Annotated in this window: 18 protein-coding genes and 5 tRNA genes; 12 read left to right on the forward strand and 11 right to left on the reverse strand. The window is 62.3% G+C overall.

Going from position 1 to position 21,977, the window contains the following annotated elements:
* Positions 1 to 3: 3 nt before the first annotated feature.
* From hisA to hisB, 3 genes are all read right to left on the reverse strand, one after another.
* The gene (gene hisA, locus PJK54_RS17475) at positions 4 to 750 is read right to left on the reverse strand and encodes a 1-(5-phosphoribosyl)-5-[(5-phosphoribosylamino)methylideneamino]imidazole-4-carboxamide isomerase (protein ID WP_077378540.1); all 747 of its coding nucleotides are present in this window, start codon (positions 748 to 750) and stop codon (positions 4 to 6) included.
* 115 nt (positions 751 to 865) lie between these two features.
* A complete protein-coding gene (gene hisH / locus PJK54_RS17480; protein WP_077378543.1) occupies positions 866 to 1,507 on the reverse strand; it encodes an imidazole glycerol phosphate synthase subunit HisH in 642 nt (213 codons plus the stop codon).
* 121 nt (positions 1,508 to 1,628) lie between these two features.
* Entirely contained in the window at positions 1,629 to 2,222 is a 594-nt protein-coding gene (gene hisB, locus PJK54_RS17485; protein ID WP_077378545.1) for an imidazoleglycerol-phosphate dehydratase HisB, read from the reverse strand.
* Positions 2,223 to 2,517: 295 nt separating this feature from the next.
* Between hisB and PJK54_RS17490 the strand changes: the two genes are divergently transcribed.
* The 9 genes from PJK54_RS17490 (at position 2,518) to PJK54_RS17530 (ending at position 7,907) form a co-directional block, all read left to right on the forward strand.
* Entirely contained in the window at positions 2,518 to 2,964 is a 447-nt protein-coding gene (locus tag PJK54_RS17490; RefSeq protein ID WP_077379332.1) for an acetyl-CoA sensor PanZ family protein, read from the forward strand.
* Between the two features lie 194 nt (positions 2,965 to 3,158).
* Positions 3,159 to 5,555 carry an AsmA family protein gene (locus PJK54_RS17495; protein WP_167593063.1) on the forward strand — a complete coding sequence of 799 codons (2,397 nt, stop codon included), beginning with the start codon at positions 3,159 to 3,161 and terminating at the stop codon, positions 5,553 to 5,555.
* A 115-nt stretch (positions 5,556 to 5,670) separates the two neighbouring features.
* Positions 5,671 to 6,840, forward strand: coding sequence for an A/G-specific adenine glycosylase (gene mutY / locus PJK54_RS17500; protein WP_271303480.1), 1,170 nt, complete (start codon positions 5,671 to 5,673; stop codon positions 6,838 to 6,840).
* A gap of 139 nt (positions 6,841 to 6,979) precedes the next feature.
* Positions 6,980 to 7,291 carry an oxidative damage protection protein gene (locus tag PJK54_RS17505; protein WP_077378554.1) on the forward strand — a complete coding sequence of 104 codons (312 nt, stop codon included), beginning with the start codon at positions 6,980 to 6,982 and terminating at the stop codon, positions 7,289 to 7,291.
* A 104-nt stretch (positions 7,292 to 7,395) separates the two neighbouring features.
* Positions 7,396 to 7,471 (forward strand) — tRNA-Phe (locus PJK54_RS17510).
* Between the two features lie 5 nt (positions 7,472 to 7,476).
* A tRNA-Gln gene (locus tag PJK54_RS17515) sits at positions 7,477 to 7,551 on the forward strand.
* A gap of 49 nt (positions 7,552 to 7,600) precedes the next feature.
* Positions 7,601 to 7,676: transfer RNA gene (locus PJK54_RS17520), tRNA-Thr, on the forward strand.
* A gap of 77 nt (positions 7,677 to 7,753) precedes the next feature.
* Positions 7,754 to 7,829 (forward strand) — tRNA-Phe (locus tag PJK54_RS17525).
* Between the two features lie 3 nt (positions 7,830 to 7,832).
* Positions 7,833 to 7,907: transfer RNA gene (locus PJK54_RS17530), tRNA-Gln, on the forward strand.
* Positions 7,908 to 8,018: 111 nt separating this feature from the next.
* Here PJK54_RS17530 and PJK54_RS17535 read toward each other — a convergent pair.
* The 4 genes from PJK54_RS17535 to PJK54_RS17550 all read right to left on the reverse strand — a co-directional run bounded on the left by PJK54_RS17535 (position 8,019) and on the right by PJK54_RS17550 (position 11,810).
* A complete protein-coding gene (locus tag PJK54_RS17535; protein ID WP_077378557.1) occupies positions 8,019 to 9,107 on the reverse strand; it encodes a sigma-54 interaction domain-containing protein in 1,089 nt (362 codons plus the stop codon).
* A gap of 342 nt (positions 9,108 to 9,449) precedes the next feature.
* Entirely contained in the window at positions 9,450 to 9,836 is a 387-nt protein-coding gene (locus PJK54_RS17540) for a hypothetical protein (protein ID WP_271303481.1), read from the reverse strand.
* Positions 9,837 to 9,952: 116 nt separating this feature from the next.
* Positions 9,953 to 10,831, reverse strand: a complete 879-nt coding sequence (locus PJK54_RS17545) for a hypothetical protein (protein WP_271303482.1) — start codon at positions 10,829 to 10,831, stop codon at positions 9,953 to 9,955.
* A 25-nt stretch (positions 10,832 to 10,856) separates the two neighbouring features.
* Positions 10,857 to 11,810, reverse strand: coding sequence for a CsgG/HfaB family protein (locus PJK54_RS17550; RefSeq protein WP_271303483.1), 954 nt, complete (start codon positions 11,808 to 11,810; stop codon positions 10,857 to 10,859).
* Positions 11,811 to 12,366: 556 nt separating this feature from the next.
* On the opposite strand from PJK54_RS17550, the gene thpD reads away from it, so the two are divergent.
* Together thpD and PJK54_RS17560 are read left to right on the forward strand one after the other, a co-directional pair.
* On the forward strand, positions 12,367 to 13,473 hold the full coding sequence (gene thpD, locus PJK54_RS17555) for an ectoine hydroxylase (protein ID WP_333781927.1): 1,107 nt from the start codon (positions 12,367 to 12,369) through the stop codon (positions 13,471 to 13,473).
* A gap of 218 nt (positions 13,474 to 13,691) precedes the next feature.
* Positions 13,692 to 14,426 (forward strand): fumarylacetoacetate hydrolase family protein, encoded by a 735-nt coding sequence (locus PJK54_RS17560; RefSeq protein WP_271303484.1) that lies wholly within the window; start codon positions 13,692 to 13,694, stop codon positions 14,424 to 14,426.
* A 183-nt stretch (positions 14,427 to 14,609) separates the two neighbouring features.
* Here PJK54_RS17560 and speA read toward each other — a convergent pair whose 3' ends face one another.
* The 3 genes from speA to PJK54_RS17575 form a co-directional block, all read right to left on the reverse strand.
* Positions 14,610 to 16,508, reverse strand: a complete 1,899-nt coding sequence (speA, locus tag PJK54_RS17565; protein WP_077378572.1) for a biosynthetic arginine decarboxylase — start codon at positions 16,506 to 16,508, stop codon at positions 14,610 to 14,612.
* A gap of 163 nt (positions 16,509 to 16,671) precedes the next feature.
* The gene (locus PJK54_RS17570) at positions 16,672 to 17,634 is read right to left on the reverse strand and encodes a homoserine kinase (protein WP_084209458.1); all 963 of its coding nucleotides are present in this window, start codon (positions 17,632 to 17,634) and stop codon (positions 16,672 to 16,674) included.
* A 205-nt stretch (positions 17,635 to 17,839) separates the two neighbouring features.
* Positions 17,840 to 18,169, reverse strand: a complete 330-nt coding sequence (locus tag PJK54_RS17575; RefSeq protein WP_271303485.1) for a DUF2782 domain-containing protein — start codon at positions 18,167 to 18,169, stop codon at positions 17,840 to 17,842.
* Positions 18,170 to 18,440: 271 nt separating this feature from the next.
* Here PJK54_RS17575 and polA point away from each other — a divergent pair, with 271 nt between their 5' ends.
* Complete coding sequence (gene polA / locus PJK54_RS17580) at positions 18,441 to 21,329, forward strand: DNA polymerase I (RefSeq protein WP_271303486.1); 2,889 nt, start codon at positions 18,441 to 18,443, stop codon at positions 21,327 to 21,329.
* Between the two features lie 188 nt (positions 21,330 to 21,517).
* On the opposite strand, the gene PJK54_RS17585 is transcribed toward polA, so the two are convergent.
* The coding region (locus PJK54_RS17585) for a DUF6236 family protein (RefSeq protein WP_271303487.1) at positions 21,518 to 21,977 on the reverse strand (460 nt) is incomplete at its 5' end.

Consider the following 21,977-nt stretch of genomic DNA (forward strand, 5'->3'; position numbering starts at 1 on the left):
CCCTCAGGCCGTGCGGCCGGTGATGGCGTCGGACAGCGCCTGTGCTTCGGCGATATCCAGGCTGCCTTCATAGATGGCGCGACCGGTGATGGCGCCGAGGATGCCCTGATCGGCCACTTCAGCCAGGCCACGGATGTCATCCAGATTGGTCACGCCGCCGGAGGCGATCACCGGGATGCCGCCTTCGCGGGCCAGTGCCACGGTAGCCTCGATGTTGACGCCCTGCATCATGCCGTCGCGGGCGATGTCGGTGTAGACGATGGAGGACACGCCGTCATTGGCGAAACGCTTGGCAAGCTCGGTCGCCTTGATGGTGGAGACCTCGGCCCAGCCATCGGTGGCCACGAAGCCGTCACGCGCATCGAGACCGACGATGATGCGGCCCGGGAAGGCGCGGCACATCTCGGCGACGAAGGCCGGTTCCTTCACGGCCTTGGTGCCGATGATGACCTGACCGACGCCGGCTTCCAGATAGTGCTCGATGGTCGCGGCATCCCGGATGCCACCGCCGATCTGGATCGGCAGCTCCGGGTAGGCGCGGGCGATGCGTGTCACGGCGTCACCATTGACCGGCTTGCCTTCGAAGGCACCGTTGAGATCGACCAGATGCAGGCGGCGACCACCGGCCTCGACCCAGCGCGCGGCCATGGCCAGCGGGTCATCGCCGTAGTTGGTGGAGTCTTCCATGCGGCCTTGCTTCAGGCGTACGCACTGACCGTCCTTGAGATCGATCGCGGGGATTACCAGCATGTCGGGTGTCCTCTCGGCGTGTCTTGGCACGCCTGAATTGTCGTCGGTATATCGAAGGCGGATGAATCGGCGCCCGACTCGCAGGGCAGGCACCGACGGTCACGCAGGTGAGCCCTCAGGGCTGCCAGCGGACGAAATTCTCGAGCAGCTTGAGGCCGGCGGCCGCACTCTTCTCCGGGTGGAACTGCACCGCGAACAGGCTGCCCTCACCGATGGCGACGTGCGCCTCGGCACCGGCGTAATGCGTGGCGCCGAAGACCTGTGAGCGCTCGGCAGCCGAGACATAGAAGCTGTGCACGAAGTAGAAGCGCGAGTTGTCCTCGATGCCTTCCCACAGCGCATGGCCCTGGGTATGGGCGACGTGGTTCCAGCCCATGTGCGGCACCTTGAGACGCTGGCCGTGCTCGTCCAGCTGCTTGTCATCAAAGCGCTTCACGTCGCCCTTGAAGTAGGCGAGGCAATCGATGCCACCGTTCTCCTCACTGCGCTCCATCAGCATCTGCTGACCGACACACACGCCCAGCAGCGGCTTGCTGTGGTTGCTCAGCAGTTCGCCGACCAGCCCGCGCAGTTCGGCGCGCTCAAGCTCGCCCATGCAATCGCGGATGGCGCCCTGACCGGGCAGCACCACGCGGGTCGCACCACGGATGGCGCGCGGGTCACTGGTGATCACGACATTCTCGTCAGCCACATGCTCAAGTGCCTTGGCGACGGAGTGCAGGTTGCCCATGCCATAGTCGATGACGGCAATCGTCATGTCTTTCTCCCGCAGGCCGGAGGGGACTCCGGCATTGGATGTTCATGCAGAGGAAGTGCCACCCGGTGCCCGGCAAGCGGCAATGGCTGGCGACACATCCTCTGGCCGCGCGTCACGACGCTTACAGCGAGCCCTTGGTGGAGGCGATGCGGCCTCCCATGCGCTCGTCCTCTTCCACCGCCATGCGCACGGCACGGCCGAAGGCCTTGAAGATGGTCTCCGCCTGGTGGTGGGCATTGAAGCCCTTGAGGTTGTCGATGTGCAGCGTGGCGCCGGCATGGTTGACGAAGCCCTGGAAGAATTCCCAGAACAGCTGCGTATCGAAACGCCCGATGTTGCCGCGCGTGAACTCGCACTGCATGAACAGGCCCGGGCGACCGGAGAAGTCGATCACCACGCGTGACAGGGCTTCGTCCAGCGGCACGTAGGCATGGCCGTAGCGGCGGATGCCGGCCTTGTTGCCGAGCGCCTGCGCGAAGGCCTGGCCGAGAGTGATGCCGATGTCCTCGACGGTGTGGTGGTCGTCGATGTGCAGATCACCGTCGCAGTCGACGTCGATGTCGATCACGCCGTGACGGGCGATCTGGTCCATCATGTGTTCGAGGAAGGGCACGCCGGTGTTGGCGCTCAGCTTGCCTTCGCCGTCCAGATTGATGCGAACCCGAATCTTGGTTTCCGAGGTGTTGCGATGAACCTCGGCGATACGCTCTGCCATGATGTCTCTCCAGCGGTCGGTGACCTCACCGCGGCTTCGGGGCTGATGAGGTCTGGCGCAGTCTGGGGCCTGGGTGTGAGAGGCGTATGTCCAGTCCGGCCGGGAAGTGCGCATCATGTGGTTGTTGTCATGTGATGTCGCAAGTGAAAGCGTGATCCAGTGACGTTGTCGAGGTTGCGGGTCACTGATCGATGGCAGACGCGTCGTCCTTGCCTGCCCAGCCCGTCATTATAGAGAAAGGACAACGGCATCCGCTACAATGGCGGGCATTCATATCGCGGGCGAGGATCTCACCATGCCGGTCACTCTTCAGATGATCGATCACGCACGCTGGCAGGCCGATGAGCAAGTGCGCATCGACCTGTCACGCATCTATCACGAAGCCCCCGGTGAACGCCTGCCACTCGCGCCGGATGAGTTCATTCAGGCCAGCCTGGAGACCGGTCATCGCTTCTGCACCGCCTTCTTCAATGATCGCCATATCGGCGCCCTGCTGTGCGAGGACGATGGAAGGGCATGGCGCATCCGTCATTGCTGCGTGCGCAAGAGCACCCGTCGACGCGGGGTGGGAACGCGCCTGATGGCATTGATGTCGCTGGAAGCGGCGGCGCGTGAGCGCCTGCTGGTCGTGCCGGATCAAGGATTGACGCTGGCTGACGAGCTTCTGCTGTCGCGGCTCGGTTACGTGAAGGATGCCGAGCAGCAAGGCTTCGTGCTGGCCCAGACAGATAGCGAAAGCTGACGGCTGGACCGGCGTGACAGGAACTGATGACGCCGGGGCCTGTCCACCGCAGGTGAACGTTGACGCTGGCGTCTGGCATCGGGCGCACGTTCGCGCCCTCAGGTGCGACAATCGGGATCATTCACACGTGCCGGGCAATGCCTTCAGGAGCGAAGGCAGCCCGGACATCTCATCGTGTCAAAGGGAGGACGCAGATGAAAGCACTGTTCAGGGCCTTGCTGGCCATCGTCGGAGTACTGGCGCTGGTCGTGGTGGCGGGGGTGATCTATGTCACCACCTTCCTCGACCCGAATGATCTCAAGCCGCGTCTGGTCAAGGCGGTCAAGGACCAGGCGGGGCTGGAGCTGGCCCTGAACGGTCCGCTGGACTGGTCGTTCTACCCGCGTCTGGGCGTCAGTGTCGAGGACGCCCAGACCTGGCTGCCGGAGCAGGCTCACGACCAGACACCCTTCGCCTCCTTCAAGCGTGCCGAAGTCGGGGTGTCCTTCGCGCCCTTGCTGAGCGGTGAGGTGGAGGTCGAGGGCGTGTTCCTCGATGGCCTGAAACTGGACCTCAAGCGAGACGCTGACGGGCGAGGCAACTGGGAGAGTCTGTTGCAGCATGCTGCCGATGCCGCCGAGAGCGGTGCGGCGGACAAGGCCCTGCCTCCCGCCAAGAGTGCCGGTGTCGCCATGGCCGATGAGACGCAGGGAGATGCCGGTGTCAGCGATGGCGCTGAAGGCATGGCCGTCAATCTCGATATCGCCTCGATTCAGGTCACCAATGGGCAGATCACCTACCAGGATGCTGCCAGCGGTCTCGACATGACGCTCAATGAGCTGGCGTTGAGCTCCAGCAACGTCAGCCCGACCAAGGCGTTCCCGGTGGAGCTGTCCTTCGTGGCGGAGGGGCGTGAGCCTGAGCTGCGCAGCACCATCAATCTGGACGGCAAGGTGGCGCTGGACCTTCAGAACGGTCGCCATGTCCTGACCGGCATCAGCCTGGATACCGCCACCAGCATGCCGTCGTTGAGCGAGCAGTCCCAGCAGCTGGCGCTGGAGATCGATACCCTGACACTGGATACCGAGCAGCAGCGCTATCGCATCGAGGGTGGGGAGCTGGATGCCTCGCTCAACGAACCGTCGCTGGGAGAGAAGGCGCTGCCGGTGAAGGCGACCTTCGGGGCGGAAGCGGATCTTGCCGAAGGCACCGCGACGCTCTCCGATCTGCTGCTGACCTCGGGCAGTGACCTGCGTCTGAGCGGGGCGCTCAAGGCCAGTGACATCACGGGCGAGGCGCTGAGCTACAGCGGGCAGTTCAAGCTGGCCCCGCTGTCACCCAAGGCGTGGATGACGCGGGTCGGCATGCAGGCACCGCAGACGGCACGCGGCGATGCACTGACCTCGCTGGCATTCTCCAGCCCGCTCAAGGGCGATCTGTCACAGGTACAGCTGACCAACCTGGTGATGGCACTGGATGACACCACCATCAACGGACGTCTCGGCTCCTCCTTCGATGCCTCGCAGATCACCTTTGATCTGGATGTCGATGCGCTGAATCTGGATGACTACCTCCCGCCGCAGACCAGCGAGAAGACCGCGAGTCTCGGTACGGGGGTGACGGCAGGACTGGTGGCGCCGGCCTACGCGGCTGACGGCGATGCAGAGGTGTTGCCGGTGGAGCTGCTCAGAACTCTCGGGCTCAAGGGCCAGCTGGACATCGCGAACCTCACGGCATCCGGACTCGAGATGCGCAAGGTGTCCGCCAAGCTGTCCGGCCAGCCGGGACTGCAGCAGCTCGATAGCCTGACGGCCAGTCTGTACGGCGGTAGCCTGGCAGCCAGTGCCCGCATCGACAGTCGCAAGACACCGCTGACCATGAGCTTCGGCGAGAAGTTGACCAATCTGGATATCGCGCCATTCCTCAAGGCGCTGGCGCCTGAGCAGGATGACATCCTGCGTGGCCGTCTGACCCTCAATGGCGACTACACCACCAGCACCAATCAACTCGACAGCATGAAGCGCAACCTGAATGGTTCAGGTGACTTCGAGATCCGCAATGGCGAGATACTCGACGTCAACGTGTCCGAGAAGATGTGCACCACGGTGGCGACGCTGAGTGGCAAGACGTCCTCGCGTGACTGGGCGGCGAATACCCCGCTGGAACGCGCACAGGGCAGCTTCAAGGTCACCAATGGCGTGATCAGCAATCAGGATCTGGCACTGGCGATCCCGGGTATCGCGCTGGATGGCAAGGGGCAGCTCAACCTGCCGACCGAAGCCTTTGACTACAACGTGGCGGCGCGCTTCATCGAAGGAACGGATGACGCTGCCTGTGAGGTCAATCCGCGTCTGGTCAAGTTGCGTTTCCCGGTGCAGTGTCAGGGCAATCTGAGCGGTGAGCCGGGCGAATGGTGCGGCTTTGACCAGAAGGGCTTCCAGACGGCCGCCGCGGAACTGGCCAAGGATGAAGCCAAGCGCAAGGCGGGCGAGAAGGTCAGCGAGAAGCTGGATGAGAAGCTCGATGAAGACACGCGCAAGAAGATCGATGACAAGCTGGGCGAAGGCGCCAGCGACAAGCTGAAGGGCGCGATTCAGGGGCTGTTCAACTGATCACGCGCTCCTAGCACAGCAAGACCGGCACGCCAGTCCCTCGGGGCTGGCGTGCTGCCGTTGGAGCCCAGACCATGGCGCGCCATGGTACGAGTCACGAGTAGAGGAAGTCTTGATGGCGGTACCTGACACTGCGGCCACGCCTGACGTGGCGGCGTCTGATACCCACGCCCCGCCAGGCGTGGCAAGCATTGCGCTGAGCCCGGAGGAATTCCAGGCCCGCGTGTTCGACTGGTTCGATGAGCATGGCCGCAAGCACCTGCCCTGGCAGGAGAACACCACCCCGTATCGTGTGTGGGTCTCGGAGATCATGCTCCAGCAGACCCAGGTCACGACGGTGCTGCCCTATTACGCGCGCTTCATGGAATGCTTCCCGGATGTCGCCGCGCTGGCGGCGGCGGAGATCGATGAGGTGCTGCACCTGTGGACGGGGCTTGGCTACTACGCCCGGGCGCGCAATCTGCACAAGGCCGCTCAACAGGTGGTCGCTGAGTATGGCGGCACCTTCCCGGTCGAGAGTGTCGAGGCACTGTCGGCCTTGCCAGGTATCGGGCGCTCGACCGCCGGGGCGATCATCAGCATCAGCACCGGACAACGGGCGCCGATTCTCGATGGCAACGTCAAGCGCGTGCTGGCTCGCCTGCATGCCGTGGAAGGCTGGCCGGGTCGGCCGGCGGTGGAGCGCAAGCTGTGGACGCTGGCGGAGCGCTACACGCCGCAGGTGCGGCTGGCGGACTGGACCCAGGCGATGATGGATCTCGGGGCCACCCTGTGCACGCGCGGTAGCAAGCCGGATTGTACGCGCTGCCCCTTCGAGGAAGTCTGCGTGGCGCATGCACGCGGCGAGGAAAAGCGCTTCCCCGAGAGCAAGCCCAAGAAGGCTATTCCGACACGTCAGACGCTGATGCTGCTGGTCAGTGACGAGGCGGGCCGGATTCTGCTCGAACGACGCCCACCGACGGGCATCTGGGGCGGCCTGTGGGCGCCGCCGCTGGTCGAGGACCGCGAGGCCGCGCGGGAGTGGGTTGCCCGTGAAGCGCGAGGCGCGCATCTGGAGGCGCCGCTGGACAGTTTCGAGCATGTCTTCAGCCACTTCCGGCTGACCATCACGCCGCAGCCGGTCCAGCTGGGAGCGGCGGAACTGACGCCGTCGGCGGAGGATGGCGTCAACGAACACGGAGCAGACCGTCGTTTCGTCGACCCCGCCGCGCCGGATGCCGTGGGCCTGCCGGCACCGGTCAAGGCGCTGCTGGCACGCTGCACGGATGATCTGTTCGGGCTGTGAGCGAGTCGCTCTCATCGACAGGCCTCGGACGCCTGGGGGAAACCCGCTCAAGCGTGCGAGAATGAGGCAATCGATTGAGCGTCTGGCGAAGGCTCGGCGCTCAACCGCACTGACATCCAGTTCTCTTACGGAGTTACCCATGCGCACCGTACATTGCCGCAAGTATGACCAGGACCTGCCGGGTCTCGACTTTCCGCCGCTGCCGGGCGAGAAGGGCCAGGATATCTGGGCCAACGTCTCGAAGCAGGCATGGGAAGAATGGCAGGCGCTGCAGACACGCCTGATCAACGAGAAGCACCTCAACATGATGGATGCCGATAGCCGTCGCTATCTGATGGAGCAAATGGAGCGTTTCTTCCGCAACGAAGAGACCGATCAGGCCGAAGGTTTCGTCCCGACTGACGCCGCCGCCAAGGGCGAAGCGCAGGGCGGACAGGGCTACGAAGTCTGACGAGACGGCGAGGGCGATGGAAGACGAATAACGACGCCAAATTCTTGATAAGCAAGGGTTGACGTCGGGAAAGGTTTTCTATTTAATACGTCCTCGTTGGCAAGGGCCAGATAGCTCAGTTGGTAGAGCAGGGGATTGAAAATCCCCGTGTCGGCGGTTCGATTCCGTCTCTGGCCACCAAGTGTTGGGGTATAGCCAAGTGGTAAGGCACCGGTTTTTGGTATCGGCATTCCCAGGTTCGAGTCCTGGTACCCCAGCCAGCTGACATGCAGTAACGTAGTAAGAAGACTCATATCATGAGTTCTTTGTGCCGGCTTAGCTCAGTTGGTAGAGCAACTGACTTGTAATCAGTAGGTCGAGGGTTCGACTCCTTTAGCCGGCACCATCTTCAGGCTTCTGTAGATGAACGAAGAACGCAGGATATCGAAGTCGCCCAGGCGGCTTTTTTTGTGTCTTCCGGTCGGCCAGATAGCTCAGTTGGTAGAGCAGGGGATTGAAAATCCCCGTGTCGGCGGTTCGATTCCGTCTCTGGCCACCAAATTGGGGTATAGCCAAGTGGTAAGGCACCGGTTTTTGGTATCGGCATTCCCAGGTTCGAGTCCTGGTACCCCAGCCAATTCTGGCTAGCAGATGAAGTCGCAGGATGAATTCGGCAGCCAACAGAAAAGCCACCCTCCGGGGTGGCTTTTTTGCGTCTGGCGTCTGCTCGCCTTGCGTCTTTCGGCGCTCAATGCGCGGCAGATGAGCCGGGGTGATGGGCCTGCCAGCTGAGGCGTTTGCGATAGATGGTCGATGGGGCGATTTCCAGAATGGCAGCGGCACGCGGAATGCTGCCATCGCATGCCGCTATCACCGTCTCGATGGCATCCCGCTCCACCATCCACAGCGGGCGCTGCCAGAGGCCCTGGTTCTCGGCGCCGGGTGGTGCGTGCTCGAGTCTCTCGTGTGAGCCGCCGTGTGCTGGCAGGTCCAGCATGGCGGCCGTGAGACTCTCGCCCTCGTGGAGGATGATGGCGCGGCGCAGGGTGTTTTCCAGCTCGCGCACGTTGCCCGGCCAATCGTGGGCCAGCAGCGCCTGCTCCGCGCAGGCGCTCAGGCTGGTGAAATGCTTGCCTTCGTGGCTGGCCATGCGACTCAGCAAGCCGTTGGCGATCTCGAGAATGTCACTTCCGCGCTCGCGCAGGGGCGGCACCTTGAGCGGGATGACGTGCAGGCGGTAGAAGAGGTCTTCGCGGAAGCGATGGGTCTCCACCAGCTGACGCGGGTCCTGATGCGTGGCGCAGACGATACGGCAGTTGACCTCGACCGTGCGTGTCGCGCCCACGGGCATCACCTGGCCGGTCTGCAGAAAGCGCAACAGCTTGCTCTGAAGTGGCAAGGGCAGTTCGGCGATCTCATCCAGGAACAGCGTCCCGCCATCCGCTGCCACGGCCAGGCCCTGCTGGGCACTGACGGCACCGGTAAAGGCGCCACGCACATGCCCGAACAGCTGTGATTCCAATAGCTCCGCCGGGATGGCAGCACAGTTGACGGCGATGAAAGGGCCTTCGCGTACCGGGCTGTGGCGGTGGATGGCAGTGGCGCATAGCTCCTTGCCGCTGCCGCTTTCGCCGGTGATGAAGATGGGGGCGTCCGAATGGGCGACCTGTATGAGGGTGCGATAGAGGGTCTGCATGGACGATGAGCCTCCGATGAACCCCTCAAAACCGTTAGGCCGGCCTGTCGGTAGAGACTTCACCCGTGCGGGGGAGTCGACAGTCAGATTCAACGCAGTGGTGATCGGCGTAGCCTGATGGTGAGCCTTCAGTGCGGTCATGAGTGATGTTCCCTTGCTGCTGGACCCCTGTCAGCAGCTCGTAGAGCATCGCTGCAGGAGCATAATTGTCGGGCTGCTTCTGGTGACAGCCTCTCGGAAGGACACACGCTCCCCAAGCGTTGAGTCTTCGTCATTCGGGTTGTTGCGCGTCCTTTTCCAAGCTTACTCAAACGTGAGAGATGATCATGGCGGCTTTTAGTGGGTTTTTTCCGCTGCGCGCGAGGGTCAGATATCTCATCCCACCCGTTGGCATGATGACCAACTCTCTCCTCACGTTTGACACGTGAGTCTGATGTTCTCAAGTGCCCTGCCTGGGCCGTCACGCCTTGCCCGGGCGGGGCATCATGGGGCTTCGTCCTCTTCATCATCCGCATTGTTGTGGGTGATGGTGAAATCCGTTGACGACGTCTGCGAGCTGCCATCGGCGGACTGGTCCGCCGTGCTGTCGATGGTGCCGGTAGAGCCGTCACTCAGGGTCTGTTCAATCTGCTGCCAGTTGCCGATCGAGGTACTGCTGCCGGTATTGAGCGTGTATGCGCCGATATTGGTCTCGGACCCTTCCCCCAGGCTGCCGGCCTTCTTGCTCTCGTAGAGGATCAGCGCGGTTTCTGCACTGCGCGCCGGGAAGTCGTAGGGGAAGGGGCCCATCAACGAGTTGGCACTGGCGGTACCGGCCAGCAGGAACCCCGTGCCCACGACTCCCAGGCTGATACGTGTGAAAGCATTCATGTCTTGCTCCTTTCGGTCTGTGAAAGATGCAGTGTCTGATGCGTGATACGTCTGATGTCAGCAGGTGCTGAAACACACGCGGGTTGCCCCGCGTGTGTTGGTTGCCTGCAGAGGGGTTACGGAGTCACGGGGCCGACGCTGATGGACATGTTGTTGCCCACAGAGGTGGCCGTGTTGCTGATGACCGGGCCTTCGAAGCCATCTGCCGGTGCCAGACCCAGGGTGATGTCCTTGACCTTGGCGGTAGCGGTGATGTTGGCGTAGCTGGTCTGGGTGTTGTCAGCGATCAGGGCACTGTCGATCCCGGTGGTGTCCTGGGTGACAGACAGGTTGTTGCCCACGGAGGTCGCGGCATTGTCCACGCTCAGGTTGAGAATGTTCTCGACCTTGGCCAGTGAATAGATCTCGGCACTCGACGGGCTGAAGTAATGACGGCGATCATTGCCCATGCCGGTGCCTGCCAGGAACTGCTCATTATGCAGGTTGACCATGGCATCGCTCTCGATGGAGGCGTTGTTGCCCACTGATGTCGCCGCGTTTTCCAGGCTTTCCAGATTGACGATATCCTCGTTCACGATGCCGTCAGTGTCAGTGGTGATGGTGTAGGTACCAGCGATGGCACCAGCGCCAGCAACGGCTCCAGCGGCACTGCCACCATGCTTGCCGCCTGTTGCGACTGCGCCTGCGGCTGCTCCTGCAGCGGCACCTGCGAAGCTACCTGTCTCGACGGTAGTCTCTCCGGCAGTCGTGCCATAGGTGACATCCTTGACGATGGCTTCCGAGCTGACGTCACCGATCTGCTTCTGGAAGTTCTCGACCATCACCAGGCCACCCGGATCTTCGATCATCGGATCAATCATGGCTTTTACCTTGATGTGAGTATCGACGTGGCCATGCCATTTCCAATGGACGTTCTCGAAGGCCTGGGCCTGGCTTGCCACCATGATGCCACTGGCGAGACCGATAGCGATTGCGAGCTTATTATAGGTAGTCATTGTCATGTTCCTCATGAATGTTGACTTATTGTGCTGCGCTGGATGCTGCCGATGTTTCTGTTGCAGGTGCCTCTGTTGCGGGTGCTTCTCTCAACGGTGTTGCGACTGCTGCGGTACTGCCTGATGCCGTATTGGCTGCGGCCACTTGCTGCGTGTTGCCGTCTTTCGCTGCTACATGCTGCCCTGGGTGAAGTTCACATTCCTGCCCCGCAGGTACAGGAAGTCCCAGGCCTTCAGTCAGGAGTTGGTAGGCGCCCATCTCCACGACTGATCTCACGCCCAGCTGCAGTGGTTCATTGCGCACTGCGCCGGAATCAAACTCGACCAGCTGATTGCCGAAGAAGCGATAGATGCCGGCTTCGACTTCGTAACCCACCACCTGCTTCTGCAGGCTGGTGACATAGACGGTGCGGAAGGTGCGGATGTCGACCATGCGCAGGTCCAGGCCCACATTGATCACGGCGGTCCGCAATCCGGCCCCGATTCCGCTGACGAACAGGCGAGTGCCACCACTGGAAATGTTGTAATTGAGCTCAGTGAGGGCACCGAGAACCACGAAGTGCGAGGGGAGGACGGCCAGCTTGCGTGGTGCATAGGCCATGGCCTTGTTCTCGTAAAGCTGCTGCTCGGCCAGCGGGACGCGAACATCAAGACGCTCTGTCAGGTGAACCTTGCGAGTCTTGTAGAGCGCGCTGATCAACATTTCCGAGACACCCTGAGTGACGGCGGCGCTTTCGGTTACTGTCGAATAGCTGCGTTGCCCTGTCTTGTCAGTGATCTGCCCGACGGCGATGACTGGCAGGTTTGTCGCGCCTGAAATACGGCTCAATGAGGCAAGACATTCACTGTAAGGCGTATTGTTTGAGGTGACTGGCGGCCCGGCGACTGGCTCGACATTATCGAATTTCGGCTCGACTGCGGCGCAGCCCCCCAGCACTGTGGCCATGCAAGCGGCCAGACAAATCCGTGGCTTGAACATGCTGGAAGTTCCCCTGGTGTGACGCATTGTCCTGCGCCGTTCTTGTACTCTGATATGTGTCTATCAGTTGTGATGCCGTGACTTTACAGGGGCATTAAGTGTGCCAACTAAATTCACAATAGTTCACAACAACTTACGCTTATTGTCTGGTGATCATTCGCGATGCGATTTGCAAAAGGCGAAGCGTATTGGGGTGAATTGTCAGGAAGCCATGACAAGGAATGAGGCGATATATGAGGCATGATGTCTTTCATGCATGAGGCGCGTGGCCACCGCGTGAATGATGAAATGATCTATCGGGGTGACTGAGGAATCTTGTCATCCGTGAGACACAGGAGGTCTCATGTTTTCGCGAGAACGGTGATGGCGGGGGTAGTGCGCGATTGAATGGTCTTTTAACGAACTCGGGGATCAGGCGTCTGTGATTAATTCATGATTCATGGGGTTGAAGTCTGTGTCATGGCCCATAGGTGGGACAGTGCGGCCAAGCCGCAGGAATAGAACGCCGGATTCCTCTTTCCTCAATGCAAGCCATTGATGCCTTAAGGAGAGCAAGATGACAGCTTCACGCCACATGACCTCGTACAACGCCACCGCTGCGCTTTCGTCCAAGCAGCGCCACCACCACGAGATGGACGGCAGCAACGCCAGCGATGGCGCAGAGTCCTCCAATCAGCGTCTGGGTGTCCGTCAGGTCGATGCCGATCGCGATCAGGCGCCGGAAGCCTATCTGGACAAGTCAGGCAGCGACCGAGGCTCCTCCCACTCGCGCGACGCCTACCCGACGCGTCTGAGCCAGCCACCGCAGCACCTGTGGCAGAAGCGCCGCGAGCCCGTCGTGCACTCGCGCGCCGATGAGGGGCCGCTGGGGGCTGAGCAACTCAAGCGGTTCGAGCGCGATGGCTTCCTGTTCGAGCCGGAATTCCTGGCCCCGGAAGAAGTCGAGACGCTGAAGGCCGAACTGGCTGCGCTGCTGGAGCAGGAAGATCTCCAGGGTCGTGATTTCACCATCACCGAGCCCAAGAGCCGCGAGATTCGCTCCATCTTCGCCGTGCACTTCCTGTCGGAGCGCTTCCGCCAGCTTGCCGAAGACCCGCGCCTGATGGATCGCGCGCGCCAGATTCTGGGTGGCGATGTCTATGTTCACCAGTCGCGCATCAACTACAAGCCGGGCTTCGAGGGCAAGGGCTTCAACTGGCACTCGGACTTCGAGACCTGGCACGCCGAGGATGGCATGCCGGAAATGCGTGCGGTCAGCGCCTCGATCATCCTGAATGACAATCACCACTTCAACGGCCCGCTGATGCTGATCCCCGGCTCGCACGAAGTCTTCGTGCACTGCCTGGGCGAGACGCCGGAAGACAATCACAAGTCTTCGCTGCAGGCACAGGAAGTCGGTGTGCCCTCGCGCGAAGCGCTGCGAGAGCTGGTCGCCGAGCGTGGCATCGAGGCGCCCACCGGTGCCGCGGGTGGTCTGCTGATGTTTGACTGCAACACCTTGCACGGCTCCAACGCCAACATGTCGCCGGACCCGCGCAGCAACGCCTTCTTCGTCTACAACCGCGTCGACAATGCCATGCAGGCGCCGTTCGCGGCCTCTCGTCCGCGCCCTGAATTTCTGGCCCACCGTGCCGATGGTGGCTGGGATGAACTGGAAAAATAAGCCGCGCGTGATAGATCGCCAGCGTGAGCAAGCGAAAGGAAAGGCCGAAAGGCTGAGCAGGCCAGTGGACTGAACTGCACAACCCGGGGTTGCGTTCAGGCGGCGAAATCTCGGACGTTGGTGTGGTAGTGGCAAACCGGCGGGGCGGCGTAAGATTGAGACATCTCTCATCGATCATCTCTCATTGATCATCCATCACGCCCCGACAGGAGTTCTGCATGCCGCTTGCTCAGCGTTTTACCCCACGTTTCAGCGATGGTCGTGTCTTTGCCCATGATCTCGGCAAGGTGGTGTGCGTGGGGCGCAATTATGCTGCCCACGCCGCGGAGCTCGGCAATGAAGTGCCCAGCGAGCCGTTGCTGTTCATCAAGCCCGCCACCAGCGTGGTGCCCATGGACAAGCCGCTGCCGCTCTCGAAGCGACGTGGCCAGTACCATTACGAGGCCGAGCTTGCGCTGCTGATCGGCAAGCCACTGTGCGAGGCGAGTGAAGACGAGGCGCTGGAGGCATTGGCCGGCATGGGGCTGGCGCTGGATCTCACCCTGCGTGAGCGTCAGAGCAAGCTCAAGGCCAAGGGCCAGCCGTGGGAACTGGCCAAGGCCTTTGACGGCAGCTGTCCGCTGTGCTCCTTCGTGGCGCTGGAAGGCCCGCGCTGGCGTGATGGCGAAGGCGCACTGCATGATGTTGATTTCCAGGCACTGCAGTATCGTTTCGCCATCGACGGCGAGCAGCGTCAGCAGGCGGATACCCGTCTGATGCTGTTCCCTGTCGCGCGGCTGCTCAGCGAGATCAGCCACAGCTTCACGCTGCTGCCCGGCGACGTGGTGCTGACCGGCACGCCGGAGGGCGTTGGTGAGCTGAATCCGGATCAGGCGCTGGCACTGGCGCTGGATGCCCCGGATGGCAGCGGCGAGCTGCTGCGTGTCGAGACACGCACTCGCGGCGTGGCATGATGCCTGGGTCTGTCTCGAGCCTTGACGTGAGTTGGCTCTGAGGCAGCCCTGAGCGAGTTAAAAAAAGAAAAGCCCCTGCCGGGATTCCGGCAGGGGCTTTTGCTGTCTGGGCTGCTGCTTTCTGGTCTTTTGCGCTCAAGGCTCGAATCTCTGAAGCAGAGATCGGCTCAATGACGGAAGGGCTCAGCTCTCCAGGTAGGTATATCCTTCCAGGCCTGCCTTCAGGTCCTCGAGCAGGTCTGCCTGTTCCAGCGCGTTCAGATTGGATGACTTGAGCTGACGCGCGAGGCGGGCCGCCAGCTGATCCGGGTCGAAGTTCACGTAGCGCAGCACTTGCGCCACGCTATCGCCCTGGATGGCATGGGAAAGCTGCCATTGGCCCTCGTCGTCGAGGCTGGCATCCACGGAATCGGTATCGCCGAACAGGTTGTGCAGGTCGCCGAGGATCTCCTGATAGGCGCCGACCATGAAGAAGCCGAGCAGCTTCTCTTCCTCGGCATGCCATTCCGGCAGCGGCAGGGTGGCGTCCAGGCCTTGGTCATCCACATAGGTGTCGATGCGGCCATCACTGTCGCAGGTGATGTCCTGGATCACGCCACGCCGGGTCGGTGCACGGTCAAGACCGGTCAGCGGCAGGATCGGGAAGATCTGCTCGATGCCCCAGATGTCCGGCAGTGACTGGAACAGCGAGAAATTGACGAACAGCTTGTCGGCCAGCTTCTCGTTGAGCTCATCGAGCACCGCGCGGTGCGAACGCTGGCGCGCATCGAGGCGCCCGGCGAGACTGCGACACACGTTGGTGTAGATGGCCTCCGCCTCGGCACGGATGGCGATGCTCGCCAGCCCCATCACGAAGCGCTCCTGCACCTGATGCTGGGCATGCACCACGGCGTGGTAGATCTCCACCAGCTCACGTGGCTCGAGCGCACCCTCTAGACGCGCGGCCTGCGTCCACAGCGCGGCGATCTGCAGATCATCCTCACGCGGCGTGGGCAGCGGCAGGTCGACACGCTCCTCGCCGATCACGTCCGTCACCAGCACGGCGTGGTGAGCGGTCAGGGCACGACCGGATTCGGAGATGATGTGCGGATGCGGCAGATCATGCGCCTCGCACACCGCGTGGAACGCCCCGACCACATAGTCGGCGTATTCGCGCATCGAGTAGTTGAGCGAGCAGGCGCTTTCCGAGCGCGTGCCTTCGTAGTCCACGCCCAGGCCACCGCCGACATCGACGATTTCCACGCCGGCACCGGCTTCATGCAGCCCCTGATAGAAGCGCGCGCACTCGGCCAGGCCGCGCTGGATGTCGCTGATGTCCGCGATCTGCGAGCCGAGGTGGAAGTGGACCAGCTTGAGGCAGTCCAACGCATCCACTTCGCGCAGGCGCTCGACCAGCGCGACGATCTGGCTCGCCGTCAGGCCGAATTTCGACTTCTCGCCGCCGGTGTTCTGCCAGTTGCCCTTGCCGATGGTGGCCAGGCGCGCGCGCAGACCGATGCGCGGCCGCACGCCGAGACGTTCAGCCTCTTCCAGTACCAGTTCCAGCTCGCTGGCCTTCTCGACCACCAGGTGCACGCGATGGCCGAGCTTCTCGCCCATCAGCGCCAGACGCACGTACTCGCGGTCCTTGTAGCCGTTGCAGACGATGACCGACGGGCCATTGTCCGACAGCGCCAGCACGGCGAGCAGTTCCGGCTTGCTGCCGGCTTCCAGGCCGACACGCCCGCGCGAGCGTTCGCTGGTCGCCAGCAGTTCCTCGACCACGCGACGCTGCTGGTTGACCTTGATCGGATAGACGGCGGTGTAGCTGGCGCCATAGCCGCGTGAGCTGATGGCGGCATCGAAGGCGGCGCACAGCTGCTCGACACGGTCATGCAGGATATCGGCGAAGCGGATCAGCAGCGGCAGTCGCAGGCCCTGGGCGCGGGCCTTGTCGATCAGCGAGATCAGCGGCAGCGCAGGCGTACCCGGTTCGCCATGGGGGCGCACCAGCGTCAGGCCATCCTGGCCCACGTCGAAATAGCCGCTGCCCCACTGGTCAATGTTGTAGGTGCGGCGTGCTTCGGCTGCAAAGGAGGTCATCGCGGTCTCCGGAGATGGACGGCGTGAAGGCAAGCCCGGCGGTGCTCAGCGGTGTGGGCAGCGTCGGAGAAGACAATGGCGCCCGCACGGATGCGGGCGCTCAGGGGGCGCATTATGCCTGCTGGGGAGGCGCAGGCAATCGCTTTGCCACTTGCGTGGGCATTCAGGCCGGCTGGGTGGCGTCGGGCAGCGGCAGGGCGCCTTCCTCGATGCGCCGGCCCAGCAGCTGGCGATACTGTGCCGGGTCCTTCGGCGTCAGGCTGTGAGCGGGCGGGTCCACGTAGACCACCAGCAGGCGTGACAGCCAGTAGCGCAGCGCGGTCATGCGCAGCATGCTCGGCCACAGGCGGCGTTCGTCAGCGTTCATCGGGCGCTCGGCCAGATAGGCGCTGAGCAGGGCGTCATAACGCGCCTGATCCAGACGGCCATCGTCATTGGAGCACCAGTCATTGACCAGAATCGACAGATCGAAGATCAGGTCGCCGGTGCAGCCATTGTAGAAGTCGATGATGCCGCCGAGGCGATCGCCGTCAAACAGCGTGTTGTCGCGGAACAGATCCCCGTGCAGCGCGCCCTGTGGCAGGTCGACGCCACTGAAGACGTCTTCGCAGACATCGATCTCGTCGGCCATCAGCGCCTGGTCTTCCGGGCTCAGATAGGCCAGCACCTTGTGGTGCATCGGCTTGATCCAATGCAGGTCACGGGTGTTGGGGCGCTGGCCGGTGAAGTGCTGCGAGACGGCGTGCATGCGCCCCAGCGCCGCACCGATCTCGCGGCACTGGGCGACATTGGGCGAGACGGGCCACTTGCCCGGCATGCGCGGAAACAGCAACGCCGGCTTGCCTGCCAGCGTCTTGAGCGCCTGACCTTCGCGGTCATGCAGCGGGCCGGGCACCGGCAGCTGGTGGCCGGCGAGGAAGTCGAGCAGCTCGACGAAGAAGGGCAGTTCCTCATGCTCGCCCTGCTCGAACAGGGTCAGCACCATCTCGCGGCGGTCGGTGGTGACGAAGAAGGTCGAGTTCTCGGTGCCGTGGGCGACATCTTCAAGCGATGTCAGCGTGCCTGCATCGTACTCTGCCAGAAATTCTGCGACCTGAGCCTCGCTCAGGGGGGTAAAGACTGCCATGGGTGACTCTTCTCGCCGAAATGTGTCCGCCCCATCAGTGGCGCGCCGCTGGACCGACGCGGCGGCAATGCGCTGACAGGAGTTGTTGTCGGTAGGCAGGAGGGAGACCTCCATGCCCGGGCCGAGCGCAAGGGATGCGTCCGGTCCGGGCATGATGCCCGTCACTGCCGGGTCAGATGCCGCGTGACCCGCAATGCCGAGCTTATCACTTTTTCCGCGCCCAGCCGGGCACCTTGAGCTGACTGGCCTGCGACACGCTGGAACGGGTGAAGTTGCCGTTGCCATCACTGTCGAGCAGGAAGAAGGGCGTGCCCCCCTTGGGGATGATCTCGATGGCGTACAGATGGCCATTGACGCGGTATTCGCGCAGCTGGCGGTCATCCTGCTGACGGCTGGTGACCTGTGGCTTGGGGGCATCACTCTCGGCCACGGCCAGCGGGGCGCCCAGCGCGGTGATGGTCAGCAGCAGAGCACTCGCCAGCAGCGTGGGCAGGCGCAGCAGGGAGGACGGGACAAGGGATGCAGTCGTGCGCATGAGAAATCTCCTGGACGCAAGGTGCGGTGCGCGGAAGTGCTGAAGGCGGGCGATGCGGCGTGATACCCGATGCCTGCCTGATGGGCGCAGTTTACGACTCTTGCCGGTGGCATGCACGATTTCGCTGAGCGCGAGCCAGGCGCGCAGGCCATGTCGTGACTGTGCCTCGCCGCAGCCCTTGCGTATCATGACAGCCATAGATGCCGAGAGAGTTTCGGCCCCGACTCTGCTTGTCCCAAGCTCACCCTTCAGCCTACGGATGCGACTGCTCATGGCCGCCACGCCGATCGTTCTCGTCGATGGATCTTCCTACCTCTATCGTGCCTTTCATGCCCTGCCGCCGCTGACCACCTCCAAGGGCCTGCCCACCGGCGCGGTGAAGGGCGTGATCAACATGCTCAAGAGCCTGATCCGCCAGTATCCGGACAGCCCCATGGCGGTGGTGTTCGACGCCAAGGGCAAGACCTTCCGTGATGACATGTACCCCGAGTACAAGGCCCAGCGTCCGCCGATGCCCGATGACCTGCGCTTGCAGGTCGAGCCGCTGCATGCCTGCGTACGCGCGCTGGGTCTGCCGCTATTGTGCGTGGAAGGTGTCGAGGCCGATGACGTCATCGGGACTCTTGCGCGACTGGCCACCGAGGCCGGGCGTGACGCCGTCATCTCCACCGGCGACAAGGACATGGCCCAGCTGGTGAACGAGCACATCACGCTGGTCAACACCATGAAGAACGAGACGCTGGACGTGGACGGCGTCACCGAGAAGTTCGGCATTCCGCCCAATCTGATCATCGACTTCCTCGCGCTGATGGGCGACAAGGTCGACAACATTCCCGGCGTGCCGGGCGTGGGCGAGAAGACCGCGCTGGGCCTGCTGCAGGGCATGGGCGGCGGTCTCGACACCATCTACGGTGACCTCGATCGCATCAAGACGCTCAGCTTCCGCGGCGCCAAGACGCTGGCCAAGAAGATGGAAGCGCACCGCGAGGATGCCTATCTCTCCTATCGTCTCGCCACCATCAAGCTGGACTGCGAGCTGGAGCATGGCCTGGATGACCTCGCGATCGCCGCGCCGGATACCGCCGCGCTGGTCGAGCTCTACAAGGAGATGGAGTTCCGCGCCTGGCTGAAGGAGCTGCTGGAAGGCGGTGACATGGCCGCCAGCCCGCACGCCGACGAGAAGGACAGCGGTGTCGCCGGCGGTGATCTGTTCGGCGACAGCATCGCGCCCGTCGCGGACAAGGCCTCCGGCAAGGGCAAGACCGCCGCTGCACCGACGCCTGAGCTGGATGGGGCGGGTGACGAGGACGAGATGCCCGAGGCGCTGCCGCCGCGTGAGGAGCGCAACTACCGCGCCATCACCGAGCAGGCCGAGCTGGACGCGTGGCTGGAGCGTGTGCGCAATGCCACCTCGCTGTGCTTCGACCTCGAGACCACCAGCCTCAACTACATGGAAGCCGAGATCGTCGGCATCGGCATGGCGCTGGAGGTCGGCGAGGCCGTCTACATTCCCGTCGCCCACAGCTATCTGGATGCCCCCGCGCAGCTGGACCGCAAGGCCGTACTGGAGGCGCTGACGCCGATTCTCGCCGATGGCGCCATCACCAAGATCGGCCAGAACCTCAAGTACGACATCGAGGTGCTGGCACGCTATGACATCGCGGTGGCCGGTCCGCTGGCCGACACCATGCTGATGTCCTACGTGCTCAACTCCACCGCGACCCGTCACGACATGGACTCGCTGGCGCTCAAGTACCTGGGCGAGAGCACCATCAGCTTCACCGACATCGCCGGCAAGGGCGCCAAGCAGCTGACGTTTGACCAGATCGCGCTGGAAGAGGCGATGCCCTACGCCTGCGAGGATGTCGACATCACCCTGCGCCTCGCCGCGCTGCTGATGCCGCGCATCGAGAAACTGGGGCGTCTGGGCGAGGTGCTGCGTGATTACGAATACCCGCTGATTCCGGTGCTGGCGCGCATCGAGCGCAACGGCGTCGCGATCGACCCCGAGCGCCTTCACGTCCAGACCCGTGAGCTGACCGAGCAGATCCACGACATCGAGAAGCAGGCCTTTGAGCTGGCGGGCCGCGAGTTCAACCTCTCCTCGCCCAAGCAGCTGGGCGAGATCCTCTTCGAGGAGCAGAAGCTGCCGGTCAAGAAGAAGACCCCCAAGGGCGCGCCGTCCACCGCCGAAGCCGTACTTGAGGAGCTGGCGCTGGACTACCCGCTGCCCAAGCTGATCATGCGCCATCGCGGCATGACCAAGCTCAAGAGCACCTACACCGACAAGCTGCCGCAGCTGGTCAACCCGACCACGCGCCGCCTGCACACCAGCTACCATCAGGCCGTCACCGCCACCGGGCGTCTGTCGTCTTCCGATCCGAATCTGCAGAACATCCCGGTGCGCAGCGAGGAGGGCCGTCGCATTCGTCAGGCCTTCATTGCACGCCCCGGCTATCGCATCGTCGCGGCGGATTACTCGCAGATCGAGCTGCGCATCATGGCGCACCTCTCCGGTGACAAGGGACTGCTCTCGGCCTTCGCCGACAACCGTGACGTGCACGCCGCCACTGCGGCGGAAGTCTTCGGTACCGAGGAATCGCGTGTCAGCAGTGACCAGCGTCGCAGCGCCAAGGCCATCAACTTCGGGCTGATCTACGGCATGTCCGCCTGGGGCCTCTCGCGTCAGCTGGATATCGACCCCGGCCAGGCCAAGACCTACATCGAGCGCTACTTCGAGCGTTATCCGGGCGTCGCCACCTACATGGAAGACACTCGCCACCTCGCCGCCGAGCAGGGCTATGTCGAGACCATCTTCGGCCGTCGTCTCTACCTGCCGGAAATCGGCTCGCGCAATCACGCGCGTCGCAGTGCTGCCGAACGCACCGCCATCAACGCCCCGATGCAAGGCAGCGCCGCCGACATCATCAAGCGCGCCATGATCGATGTGGACGCCTGGCTGGCGGGCAATGACGGAGACAAGGCGTACGACGCCATGATGGTCATGCAGGTACACGATGAACTCGTCTTCGAAGTCGCCGAGGCGCAGGTCGAAGACTTCATGAAAGACGTCGCGCAGCGCATGCAGAACGCCGCCTCCCTCGACGTCCCGCTGCTCGTCGAAGTCGAGCAAGGCGACAACTGGGAAGAAGCGCACTGAAACTAATATGAGTGCTCAGATAAATAAAAAATGGCTCGTCGAATAAATAAAGTAGCTCTATTCCGAAGAGTTTATTTGTTGGCTGGCACCCCGATGGTTTGTAGGGTGCCAGTTTTTCTTTATACTTCTTTATTGTTGTTTGTTATTTCATTTTGGCAATAAGTAAAATAGTTTTATTCGCATGTTCCCTATATAATTCTTTCTGCACTTGCATGCGATAAGAAAGCAAGGGTTGTATTGTTGGCTGCTGGTTTAAAGCTTGTGCGATAAGAAGCTTTTAGTTTTATCAGAGAACCAATGCCACCAACAACTGCGCCTACCGGCATTGTGAAAGCATTAGTGAAGAAATCGAAGGCCGCACCGCTAGCGATAGCTTTCACAAAACGCCCACCATCAAGGTTGAATTCTGCTGAAAAATCAAATTTAGATGTTCTTCGCCAACGCTCATTTGCTACTTCATCAAGATTACTAATACTGGTTTTCAGTTCACGAATAGCCCCCGCATATCCCAAGTTAGGATCTGGATTTTTAAGAGCTTCTATATAAGCAAGTTCAATTGCAGTATGTAAGGCATTTAGCTCTGTAGCTCTCCGCTCTTTGAAGTCTAGTATTTCTTCAATAGGAGTGTCGCCACTTGGTACAGGTAGT

The sequence above is a fragment of the Cobetia sp. MMG027 genome, assembly GCF_027947415.1.
GTDB lineage: Bacteria > Pseudomonadota > Gammaproteobacteria > Pseudomonadales > Halomonadaceae > Cobetia > Cobetia marina.

What these genes read in the sequence shown, in the direction of transcription:
- hisA (WP_077378540.1), bottom strand. Translation starts at nt 750, where the DNA reads ATGCTGGTAATCCCCGCGATCGATCTCAAGGACGGTCAGTGCGTACGC.
- hisH (WP_077378543.1), bottom strand. Translation starts at nt 1,507, where the DNA reads ATGACGATTGCCGTCATCGACTATGGCATGGGCAACCTGCACTCCGTC.
- hisB (WP_077378545.1), bottom strand. Translation starts at nt 2,222, where the DNA reads ATGGCAGAGCGTATCGCCGAGGTTCATCGCAACACCTCGGAAACCAAG.
- PJK54_RS17490 (WP_077379332.1), top strand. Translation starts at nt 2,518, where the DNA reads ATGCCGGTCACTCTTCAGATGATCGATCACGCACGCTGGCAGGCCGAT.
- PJK54_RS17495 (WP_167593063.1), top strand. Translation starts at nt 3,159, where the DNA reads ATGAAAGCACTGTTCAGGGCCTTGCTGGCCATCGTCGGAGTACTGGCG.
- mutY (WP_271303480.1), top strand. Translation starts at nt 5,671, where the DNA reads ATGGCGGTACCTGACACTGCGGCCACGCCTGACGTGGCGGCGTCTGAT.
- PJK54_RS17505 (WP_077378554.1), top strand. Translation starts at nt 6,980, where the DNA reads ATGCGCACCGTACATTGCCGCAAGTATGACCAGGACCTGCCGGGTCTC.
- PJK54_RS17535 (WP_077378557.1), bottom strand. Translation starts at nt 9,107, where the DNA reads ATGACCGCACTGAAGGCTCACCATCAGGCTACGCCGATCACCACTGCG.
- PJK54_RS17540 (WP_271303481.1), bottom strand. Translation starts at nt 9,836, where the DNA reads ATGAATGCTTTCACACGTATCAGCCTGGGAGTCGTGGGCACGGGGTTC.
- PJK54_RS17545 (WP_271303482.1), bottom strand. Translation starts at nt 10,831, where the DNA reads ATGACTACCTATAATAAGCTCGCAATCGCTATCGGTCTCGCCAGTGGC.
- PJK54_RS17550 (WP_271303483.1), bottom strand. Translation starts at nt 11,810, where the DNA reads ATGTTCAAGCCACGGATTTGTCTGGCCGCTTGCATGGCCACAGTGCTG.
- thpD (WP_333781927.1), top strand. Translation starts at nt 12,367, where the DNA reads ATGACAGCTTCACGCCACATGACCTCGTACAACGCCACCGCTGCGCTT.
- PJK54_RS17560 (WP_271303484.1), top strand. Translation starts at nt 13,692, where the DNA reads ATGCCGCTTGCTCAGCGTTTTACCCCACGTTTCAGCGATGGTCGTGTC.
- speA (WP_077378572.1), bottom strand. Translation starts at nt 16,508, where the DNA reads ATGACCTCCTTTGCAGCCGAAGCACGCCGCACCTACAACATTGACCAG.
- PJK54_RS17570 (WP_084209458.1), bottom strand. Translation starts at nt 17,634, where the DNA reads ATGGCAGTCTTTACCCCCCTGAGCGAGGCTCAGGTCGCAGAATTTCTG.
- PJK54_RS17575 (WP_271303485.1), bottom strand. Translation starts at nt 18,169, where the DNA reads ATGCGCACGACTGCATCCCTTGTCCCGTCCTCCCTGCTGCGCCTGCCC.
- polA (WP_271303486.1), top strand. Translation starts at nt 18,441, where the DNA reads ATGGCCGCCACGCCGATCGTTCTCGTCGATGGATCTTCCTACCTCTAT.